The sequence below is a fragment of the Mycobacterium sp. genome, assembly GCF_035570115.1.
GTDB lineage: Bacteria > Actinomycetota > Actinomycetes > Mycobacteriales > Mycobacteriaceae > Mycobacterium.
Genome location: NZ_DATMLH010000114.1, coordinates 1 through 9,635, shown reverse-complemented (window position 1 = coordinate 9,635; position 9,635 = coordinate 1). Strand labels below are relative to the sequence as shown.

Annotated in this window: 12 protein-coding genes; 3 read left to right on the top strand and 9 right to left on the bottom strand. The window is 65.9% G+C overall.

All coding sequences use genetic code 11. From position 1 onward, the window contains the following. A partial coding sequence (locus VNW74_RS10185) for an acyl-CoA dehydrogenase family protein (protein ID WP_325676480.1) occupies positions 1-319 on the top strand: 319 nt, incomplete at its 5' end. A 46-nt stretch (positions 320-365) separates the two neighbouring features. Here VNW74_RS10185 and VNW74_RS10180 read toward each other — a convergent pair. Continuing rightward, positions 366-1,274, bottom strand: a complete 909-nt coding sequence (locus VNW74_RS10180) for an MBL fold metallo-hydrolase (RefSeq protein ID WP_325676479.1) — start codon at positions 1,272-1,274, stop codon at positions 366-368. A gap of 207 nt (positions 1,275-1,481) precedes the next feature. Here VNW74_RS10180 and VNW74_RS10175 point away from each other — a divergent pair, with 207 nt between their 5' ends. Both VNW74_RS10175 and VNW74_RS10170 read left to right on the top strand, forming a co-directional pair. Then, positions 1,482-2,414, top strand: coding sequence for an NAD(P)-dependent oxidoreductase (locus tag VNW74_RS10175; protein ID WP_325676478.1), 933 nt, complete (start codon positions 1,482-1,484; stop codon positions 2,412-2,414). An 81-nt stretch (positions 2,415-2,495) separates the two neighbouring features. Beyond that, positions 2,496-3,344: an MBL fold metallo-hydrolase gene (locus tag VNW74_RS10170; protein ID WP_325676477.1), complete on the top strand. Its 849-nt coding sequence runs from the start codon at positions 2,496-2,498 to the stop codon at positions 3,342-3,344. Between the two features lie 45 nt (positions 3,345-3,389). Here the strand turns inward: VNW74_RS10170 and VNW74_RS10165 are convergent, their stop codons facing one another. From VNW74_RS10165 to VNW74_RS10130, 8 genes are all read right to left on the bottom strand, one after another. Then, positions 3,390-3,698, bottom strand: coding sequence for a hypothetical protein (locus tag VNW74_RS10165; protein ID WP_325676476.1), 309 nt, complete (start codon positions 3,696-3,698; stop codon positions 3,390-3,392). A 29-nt stretch (positions 3,699-3,727) separates the two neighbouring features. Then, a complete protein-coding gene (locus tag VNW74_RS10160; RefSeq protein ID WP_325676475.1) occupies positions 3,728-4,885 on the bottom strand; it encodes an acyl-CoA dehydrogenase family protein in 1,158 nt (385 codons plus the stop codon). A gap of 78 nt (positions 4,886-4,963) precedes the next feature. Further along, positions 4,964-5,374: a hypothetical protein gene (locus VNW74_RS10155; RefSeq protein ID WP_325676474.1), complete on the bottom strand. Its 411-nt coding sequence runs from the start codon at positions 5,372-5,374 to the stop codon at positions 4,964-4,966. Then, positions 5,371-5,868, bottom strand: coding sequence for an FAS1-like dehydratase domain-containing protein (locus VNW74_RS10150; RefSeq protein ID WP_325676473.1), 498 nt, complete (start codon positions 5,866-5,868; stop codon positions 5,371-5,373). The genes VNW74_RS10155 and VNW74_RS10150 overlap by 4 nt, the downstream gene beginning before the upstream one ends. Next, entirely contained in the window at positions 5,865-6,773 is a 909-nt protein-coding gene (locus VNW74_RS10145; RefSeq protein ID WP_325676472.1) for an acyl-CoA dehydrogenase family protein, read from the bottom strand. The genes VNW74_RS10150 and VNW74_RS10145 overlap by 4 nt, the downstream gene beginning before the upstream one ends. Before the next feature lie 4 nt (positions 6,774-6,777). Further along, positions 6,778-7,914 (bottom strand): acyl-CoA dehydrogenase family protein, encoded by a 1,137-nt coding sequence (locus VNW74_RS10140; RefSeq protein WP_325676471.1) that lies wholly within the window; start codon positions 7,912-7,914, stop codon positions 6,778-6,780. 72 nt (positions 7,915-7,986) lie between these two features. Then, positions 7,987-8,637 (bottom strand): VOC family protein, encoded by a 651-nt coding sequence (locus tag VNW74_RS10135; RefSeq protein ID WP_325676470.1) that lies wholly within the window; start codon positions 8,635-8,637, stop codon positions 7,987-7,989. 46 nt (positions 8,638-8,683) lie between these two features. Next, the coding region (locus VNW74_RS10130; protein WP_325676469.1) for an amidohydrolase family protein at positions 8,684-9,635 on the bottom strand (952 nt) is incomplete at its 5' end.

The following is a 9,635-nucleotide window of genomic DNA, read 5'->3' as shown; positions in this document are numbered from 1 at the left end:
CCAGGCGGTCAAGCATCGCATCGCCGACATGTACATTGCGCTGGAAGGGGCTGTCGCTGCCACCGAGGAATGCACCTGGGCGGTGGAGCATCGTCGCTCGGACGCCGACGTCGCGGTGCACGTCGCCAAGTCGTGGACGGGCCGAGCGGCCTCCCAAATCGCAAGCGAAGCACTGCAATTGCACGGCGGGATCGGTTTCACCTGGGAACACGACCTGCATCTGTTTCTGCGTCGGGCCAAGGTCAACGAGCTGACGATCGGGGCGCCCGCGTGGCATGACGAGCGACTGTTCGACGCCCTCGCCGCCGAAAACGCCTGAGGCGCAACGGAATTCCCCAGCCGGGGTTTGGTCTAAGCCCCCGCCGCTAGCAGCATCGGGTCCACGTCGTCCTCTGGTCGGAACTCTCGCCCAGCATCCCCGGTTCCATCGAGGGAAAGTGATTGCCCCAGACAGTCGTCCTGGCGGCGGCGAACTCGGCCTTGATGGCGTGGCGTGCCGTGGCCGCCATCGCCGGATCGGCATCGGCGAGACCGTCCCACTGCTCGAGGAATTCGACGGGGCTGTGGACGAGATCTCCGATGACAGCGGCAGGACCACCTGCGCCGGGGACCATGACCACGCAGCTACCCGGGGTGTGGCCAGGAACGTGCCGCAAGACCAGGTCCCCCACCGATGCGCGGTCGCCATCCCACAGCGTCAGTCGACTTTCGCACCCCGCCAGTTGATCTGGGATGTCGGGGTCAGGCGGCGCCGGCGTATCGACGAAGAAGGTCCAGTCGGCGCGATGGCAGTGAATTTCTGCACGCGGGAAGAAGGGAATGCCGTCCGGTGCCAGCCATCCGATGTGGTCGGTGTGCAGATGGGTGAGCACGATCGCGTCGATCGATGCGAGTGAGAGACCGAGCCGGGTGAGCACCGCCGGCAAACCCCCTGATTTCGGGAGCCGGCACATATCTGCGGGCACGTGGAATGACGGTCCCCCGCCCACGTCGACCAGGATCGTGACGCCCGAGGTGTCCATGACGAGGAATCCGCCATAGGGCATGACCAGCTTCCCTGGCGAGTCAAGGAATTCACCGTGACCGTCCCAGTCGGATGCCGAGGTCTGCGGGAACGCTACGATGGGGTCGAACTCGATGACGCCGTCGAGTAGCGGGATCACCCGCTCCGCGGCGATACCGTCGCCAGCTGTGGCACCACCGACACAGTCGCTATCGCTGGATACCGCGCCCCCACCCACTCGTGGTTCACGCCGACCATCATCAACGCTCATTCCGCTCCCACCAGAGATGTTCTCTCAGAAGGACACAGCTCATCCCGGCCACACTCGTAACGATGGTGACCCACAATCAGTCTATACATCCGATGGCTTCTAATATATCGTAGTTATAGATGAGGCTGGTGCGTTCCGCCTCACCAGATGTCAGCCCCATGGTCCGTGAATCGCAATTGTGGCAGCACCCAGCTTTGAGGAGTCTCGATGTCGACGCGGGAGTCTTTGCACGACAGGCCAATCGGGTTCGTCGGCCTCGGGGACATGGGTGGACCAATCGCTTACCGCATCGCCGCGGCCGGCTTCCCTCTGGCGGTGTGGTCGCGCGGCGTACATTCGCTGACGGAGCTGTCTGGACAGCCGTACGTTGCGATGAATTCGCTTCGCGAGCTGGGCCGGCAATGTCAGGTCGTGGCGATCTGCGTCTTCGGCGACGCCGATGTGCGCGACGTGGTGCTGGGCGCGGACGGTCTCGTAGCGGCAATGTCGCCACATTCTGTCCTGCTAATCCACAGCACCGTGTCGGTCGCGTTGTGCTGCGAGATCGCGGCTGCGGGGGCCAGTCGCGGCGTCCACGTGCTGGATGCGCCGGTCAGCGGTGCTCGCGCCGGGGCGGTGAATGGCACGCTGACGATCATGGTGGGGGGCGACCCATCCGTGCGGGGTCGGGTCACGCCGCTGTTGGAGTCCTACGGCCAGGTCATCCAGTGGATGGGGCCCGTGGGTTCGGGTCAGAAGATGAAGGTGCTCAACAATGTGCTCGGGTTCGCCAACGGCGAGTTGGCGAACATTGCGATCGAGACGGGCGTCGCCCTTGGTCTTGATCCCGACTCGGTGGTCGCCGTCCTCGAGTCGGGCAGTGCGGGGAGTTTCGCACTGGACTCCCTGGTGCACAACTTGATTCCCGATCCTGTGTTCACGGCGCACGCCACCACCATGATCGCGAAGGACACTTGGTTGTTCCAGGAGCTGTGTCGTGGCGACGAGCTGGTGCCCACGGTGCTGGAACAGCTTGCTGTCGAAAGGATCACGCACCCGGTGCCCGATGTCTCGCTCGCAATCGACCAGCCAGCGGGCGCAGCGACCCGTGCGGAGCATACGTCGTTCCCGCCAGACATGGGTTCGGGCGTATCCCAATGAACGCACAACCACGTCGATCATCGCCAGAACTCCGGCTCCGTCGATGCAATTCTGATCATAGCCACCAGAAGGGGTGCTGAGATGACGTCGATTGTCGTTGGCCAGTATCGGATCACAGTACTCAGCGATGGCATGTCACGACTACCACCGATGTTCTTCCCGGGCCTGGATCCCTGCCAGCACGGCGCGGGTTCGGATCCCGATGGCACCATACACATCCCGACCGGGTGCTTCCTCATTCAAGGCGCCGGGCGCACCATCCTCGTGGACGCCGGCCTGGGCCCGGTCACCCTTCCCTTCCCCGACGGGATGCCCACTGCTCGGACTGTTGCCGGTCGGGCCATCCCGCCATTGTCCGAAGGCGGCGATCTCCCAGCCCAACTTCGTGCGGCGGGTGTCGAGTCCACCGATGTCGACACCGTGCTGCTCACGCACCTCCACGGCGACCACATTGGCTGGGTCGCCCCGCAGGGCGCACCGTACTTCGACGCGGCGACAGTCATGTTCGGTGAGCCCGACTGGAACGATCTGATCGAGAACGGGGCGCCTACCGACCCCGGCGTCCGCGGAATGAAGGTCGCGCGCGACCACGGCCGGCTTCAAACGATCACGACCGAGACGCACTCGATCGCTCCCGGGGTCACGGTGCATCAAGCTCCGGGACACACCGCGGGCAGCTACATCGTCGTGATATCCGCAGGGAATGACCGGGCGTACCTTCTTGGCGACGTCGTTCAACATCCGTTGCAGCTCGACGATGAATCGATCGGGTTTCTCACCGATCTCGATCCCGCATTGGCCACGCGAACACGACAACGATTGGTCGACGCTATGGAACGCGAACACGCAGCGATCGGCATGGACCACTTTCCCGGCCTGGGATTCCAGCAGATCATCGCTGGTACTCCCCGAAAGTGGCTGCCGGTATGACGATTTGACGCTCCGACAAATGCGGCCGAGTTGCAGGCGTGGCGCCTAGCCAATCCTCATCATGTAAGGAACGCCATCCACTGTGATCGTCGTGATCGCCCGAAATGGACGGCCGTGTTGGTTGGCGAACGTCCTGCCGTCATCGCCGAGCTGGTTCACCCCGGGACGGTCGTGCCCTCCGTTGCGGCTCTTCGGCAGTCTGCCGAACAGCGGCATGATGTCCCCGTTTACTGACGCGCGTTGGCTGCTCGGTGTCCGGCTGCACTCCGCTGGGATCGTCGATGCGCCCAGTGAGCCCATCGGTGACGGCGGCGACACCTCAACCGGGCCGTGATCGTCACCGATGATGCTCAACCGCGCCGAGGCGGGCAGGTCGCCCGGATCTACTGTGCGACAGGCACCAAGTTCAGCGAACGGCCGATGATGTGGCGCATCACCTCGCTGGAACCGGCCAGGATCCGTTGCACTCGGGTGTCACGCCACAGTCGCGTGATTTCGTACTCGTTCATGTAGCCGGCACCACCGAACAATTGCACGCACGCATCGATTGCCTCCCACTGCCGTTCGGTGACGAACATCTTGGCAATGGCGGCGCGCTCCGGGGTCAGTGTTCCCGCTACCAACGCCGCGATCCCGGCGTCGGTGAAGGTCCGGCACACCTCCGTCGCGGCCTTGACGTTCGCGAGGACGAACTGGGTGTTCTGCAGCGCGCCGAGCGGTTGACCGAACACCTTGCGGGTGCGGACGAAGTCGGTGGTCAATTCCAGTGCCCGCTCCATCACCGCCGTCGAGGTGACCGCGCAGGCGAGCCTCTCCTGGGCAAGGCCCTCCATCAGGTAGTAGAAGCCGCGCCCCTGCTCGCCAATGAGGTTGCTCTGCGGAACGAAGACGTCGGTGAAGAACAGTTCCGCGGTGTCTTGCGCCTTCATCCCGACCTTGTCGAGGTTGCGTCCGCGGGCGAAGCCGTCCATGCCGCGCTCCACCACCAGCAGGCTCAGTCCGTGGTGCCCGTGGCCCGGATCGGTGCGGGCCACCACGATCACCAGATCGGAGAGGATTCCGTTGGTGATGTAGGTCTTGGACCCGTTGAGCAGGAAACCGCCGTCGGTCGGTTTGGCGGTGGTGGCGATCGCCTTGAGGTCCGATCCCGCGCCGGGCTCGGTCATCGCCAGGGCAGTGATCCGTTCTCCGGAGACCCATCCCGGTAGCCACCGGCGCTTCTGTTCGGTGGTGGTCAGATCTATCAGGTAGGGCGGCATCACGTCGTTGTGCAGCGAGTAGCCGAACCCCACCGATCCGGTCGCGATGAACTCTTCGGTCATGATCGCGTTGTACCGGAAGTCGCGAATACCGGTGCCGCCGAACTCTTCCGGCGCTTCCCAGCCCAGCAGACCCAGTTCTCCCGCGCGCAGCCACACGTCACGATCGACGTGTCCCTGCTCCTCCCAGCGCCCCGCGTGGGGAGCGCATTCCTTTTCGAAGAAGGAACGTACGAGCTGACGAAATTCCTCGTGCTCGGGTTCGAAGATCGTGCGCATCAATTCATCTCCTTGCAGGGCAGGTGTCGCGGGGTGGACGTCGCCTCGGTGGGTTCGGCGTGCGTACTACGTCAGCGGTGCTCACCTCAGGTACACCAGGGCGGAGCCGCGGACCACGGTGTCACCGTCGCCTCTGGCGATGAGCAACGAGCACCGCGCCGTGCTGTGCCCGTTCGACGCGCCCACTTCGACGACGGTGCCGCTGATGGTCAGCGCGTCACCGGCCAGCGCCGGGGTGACGTTGCGCTCTTCGAGTTCGATCACACAGTGGGGATCGCCGGTCCAGCGGGTGAGCAGCTCGATGTTGTAGGCGCTGAGCAGGTTCGCGGTGACCAGGACGTCGCCGAATCCCTCCTCGCGGGCCGCCTCGACGTCATAGTGGATGCGGTGCGAGGTCCAGTAGGCGGTACCGAACAGGAACACCGTGAGCCGCGTCGGGGTGCGGTGCAAAGCGGGCAGCGCGTCGTCGACGCGGACGGCATCGGGCGTCATCGGAAGATGATGGTCTGCCGGTAGCGGCCAACGAGTGTGCCGAGCTGATTGTGATAAGTGGAATCGGTGGTGACGAACACCAGCGGTCCGGTTCTGCCGGCCTTCTCGACGATGTCGGTCAGCCGCTCGGTGACGGTGAGCACGTCACCGACGCGGACCACGTCGAGGATCTCGTAGGTGTGTCCCCCGGCCATGGTCTTCCCGGAGACACCGGCGGTCCCCAGGAACGGGTACTGGCCGTCGGGCTGCAGATCGGCTTCGGCGACCACCGGGCGGCACGCTGCGTGAAAGAACAGCGGTGGCGCGACCACGGCCGCGTACGGGTCGTCGGGGTCGCCGATCTCCTCGGGCCGGCCGCCGGTGCCCGCCACGTACTCACGGATCTGCCGCAGCGAGACGGGGTCGCTGCGGTAGGTCGCGGTGACGGTGCCGACCCGTTCGCGCGCCTCGGCGGTCACGTGGGGCCCATTGGTGACCGCGGGCTCGGCGTTCATCGGTGCCCCGCCGCGACCACCGCTGCGTCGTGATCCACGCCCGGGCGGCTCAGTTCGAGTCCGAGCCGGTCGATGCCGCCCAGTTCCAGGCGCAAACAGTTCAGCCGCATGATGAACAGATGCAGGCCGAATTCGTGGGTGAAACCCCGGGCACCGCACATCTGCAACAGCTCGGGGACCAGCGTTGCGGCCGTGTCGGAGGCATACCAGGCGGCGCGTGTGACACTGCGGGCATCGTCCTGGTAAGCCGCTTCACGGCCCAGCCACCTGGTGGCCTCCGCGGACACCGCGGAGTCGGCCAAGCGGTGCCGCAGCGCCTGGAACGAGCCCAGCGGGCGCCCGAACTGGACCCGTGAGGTGAGGTGGTCAGCGGTACGGCGGATCGCGGAGTCGGCGTTTCCGGAGACCTCGGCGATGAGGGCCAACCGCCAGCGCGCCCGCAACTGACGGCCGGCGCCCGCGGGCAGAGCCCAGCCGGGACCGGCGGGATTGACGTGCGCGTACGGGTAGCCGAAGCTGGCCCGGGCCGGTGCGATGCCGGCGTGGGCGGGTTCATAGATTCGGGCGTCGTCCTCGTCGAGCACAACGACCGCTGACGCGGTGTCGGCGAAGCGCACGGGACCGGCCCGGTGCGCCTCGGTGACCGCGATCGGACCGGGCGGGATCGTCTCGGGCACCAGGTCACCCAGCAGGCCGCGGAGACCGACGGTGCTGGCCAGACCGAGCCCGGCGAGTTCCTCGGCGATGAGGAAACACTCCAGCACCGAAGCGCCGCTCAGCACGTCGCTGGCGCTCAGCAGCGGATCGAGATGTCCGGGGTCGGCGTGGGCGCCGCCGGCAGTCTCGACGACGCGGCGTAGAGCCTCAAGCCGCTCGCGTTGGGTGTCGCGGAGATCGAAGTCCATTGCGCTACCTTTCCGTAGAACCCAGCAGCGAGCGCGCGACCATGTTGAGTTGCACTTCGACGCTGCCACCGCCCAGTCCGGCGATCATCGACGTTTTGAGCTGCGAGTTGCCTATCGACCCGAGTTCGAGGCCCTCGTCTTCGAACATCTCCAGTGCAAGTTCGGCCACCAGCCGCTCACACCGGACGATCGCCACCCGGGCCAAGGAGACCTCACGGTCTTCCGAGCGCCCCTGGCTGCGGGCGTGGATCGCCTGATACACCAGCAGGCGGGCCGCTTCGCACGATGCCTCCGCCTGAGCGAGGCGAGTCTTGATGCCGTCGCGATCCAGCCAGCCGCGCTCGCGACCGACCTCGCGCAGACGTTGGGTCACTTGGGCGGCCCGCGCATACCGGGGTCCGCCGATCCGCTCATGCGACAGCGCCTCCCGTACGACACGCCAGCCGCCGTTTTCCGGGCCCAGGCGCACCGACGCCGGCACCCGCACGTTGGTGAAGGTCAACCGGTTGAACTCGTGGATGTCGAGCACGCTGGGGATGGGTTCGATGGTGAATCCGGGGGTGTCCGTCGGCACCAGGAACACCGAAATACCCTTGTTCCCCGTGGATTGTGGATCGGTGCGGGCGAGCAGGAAGCAGAAGTCGGCTTCACCGGCGTAGGAGGTCCACAGCTTCTCGCCGTTGATCACGTAGTCGTCGCCGTCGCGGACGGCGGTCGTGGCCATGTTGGCCAGATCCGTGCCGGCACCGGCCTCGGAGAAGCCCTGGCACCAGAAGACGTCACCGGCGCTGATCCGCCGCAGATGGTAGTCACGCTGCTCGGCGGTTCCGGCGTTGATGATTGCCGGGCCGATCCAGTTGACGTTCATGTATTGCGATCCGCGTGGCTCGCCGGCACTCCAGAGTTCCTCGCCCAGGATGATGAATTGCCAGGCGGACCCGGCGGTGCCGCCGTACTGCTGCGGCCAGTGCGGAGTCAGCCAACCCTTCTGGCCGAGCTTGCGGCAAAAGTCGAGGATGAAGTCCGACGCCGGTTCTTCACCGGGGATGAGTTCCAGCCAGCGCTGGGGCAGCTCGTCCTCGACGAAGGTCCTCAATTCCGAACGGAAGGCGGCGTCGTCCTCACTCCAGGTGAAATCCATCGTGTACCTCCTGTTCGGCCCGTGAAGACCGCAGCTCGTCTATCACTGGGTTGCAGCGGGCAGGTGGGTTCCTCATGACGGTGACACGGCGCGGCGGGCGGCTCGGCCGTCGCCGGACTCCGTCGGCCAGCCGAGCCGACCAAGTCCGAGATAGCGCGAATGCGCCCGCTGTTCCTCGACGTCGGGGTGCTCGATGAGTTCGATCCTGTTGTGGTCCGGGTCGGTGAGAAAGGCCAGCGTGGTCGGGGCGTGTTCACCGAACCGATGGTCCAGCTGCGCGATGAGGATGCCGCCGTGCTCGACGGCGGTGCGCACCGCGGCGGCGGCGTCGGCGACGATCAGGCTGATGTGGGTGTAGCCGATGGTGCGGGCGTCGCGGCGAGCGCCCGGTGCCGGCAGGGGGTCGCGGTACTCCAGCAGTTCGATGCACACCCCACCCAAGCGCAGGAACACGCCGCGGAACCCGCTGGTCGGGATCCCCATCAGCGCGGCGACGCGGCGGCCGCCTCCGAGATAGACCTCTCCTGCCGAAAACCCCAGTCCCCCAACGTAGAAGTCCTGCGCGCGGTTCAGGTTGGACACGCTGAGCGCCAGATGGGAGAAGGACCCCTCGCGGTCAGCCGTGCGCGCCTCGACGGCCTTGCGCACGGACTGACCGTTCCGAGCGTCGTTGGATGCATGACCGGCGAGCGCACCCGTGTCTGCGGTCAGGTCGTGTCGCACCGCGGCACCGTTCCGAGCACCCCGAGGACGCAATGGACGGGAGAACTCATTCCTCGGTCCGCTCGCCCTGCGCTCCGAACCGGAACAGTCGCCGCGTGTTGAGCTCGACGATCTTGTGCACCTCGTCGTCGGGGACGTCGGCGAATGCCTTGGCCGCGTACTTGCGTGTGTTGGGCCATTGCGAATCCGAATGCGGATAGTCGACCTCGAAGGTGAGGTTGTCGATGCCGATCTGGTCGCGGACGGCGATGCCGAAGTTGTCGTCGATGAAGCAGCCGAAGAAGTGCTTTCGGAACAGATCCGAGGGCCTGGTGTCGCGGTCGATGTCCTGATACCAGCGGTGGCGCTCCCAGACGTAGTCGCAGCGCTCCAGGATGTAGGGGATCCAGCCGATCCCGCCCTCGGCCAGCACGACCTGCAGCCCTGGATGACGTTGCAGCACCCCGGAGAACAGCAGATCGGTGGTGGTCGCCATCAAATTGGTGCTGTACAGCGCGATGGACACCGCCAATGGGGCGTCGCCCGCGAAGCCCGGGACGTGACTGGAGGAGCCGAAGTGCAGACACAGGGGCAGCCCCGCGTCTTCGCAGGCCGCGAACACGGGGTCCCAGTGGTCGGTGTGAAACGACGGCAGGCCCAGCGGCGCCGGATTCTCCGGGAAGGTGATGCCCCGGGCGCCCAGCGTCGCGACCCGCTCGATCTCCTTCACGCACAACGACGTATCCCAGACCGGCAGCATGGCCAGCGGGATGAAGCGCCCCGGGGCCGAGCCGCTCCACTCGTCTACGGAGAAGTCGTTCCAGGCTTGGAGGCACAAATGAGCCAGCTCGTGATCGTTGGCCTGCAGGAACACCCGTCCGGCGAAGCCGGGAAATGAGGGATAGCACATCGCCGCGCGCACCCCATCGAGATCCATGTCCCTGGCACGCTCGGCGGCGTCGTAGCATCCGGGGATCATGTCCTCGTAGCGCACCGGCTCGGTGCCGTAATCCTTGGCA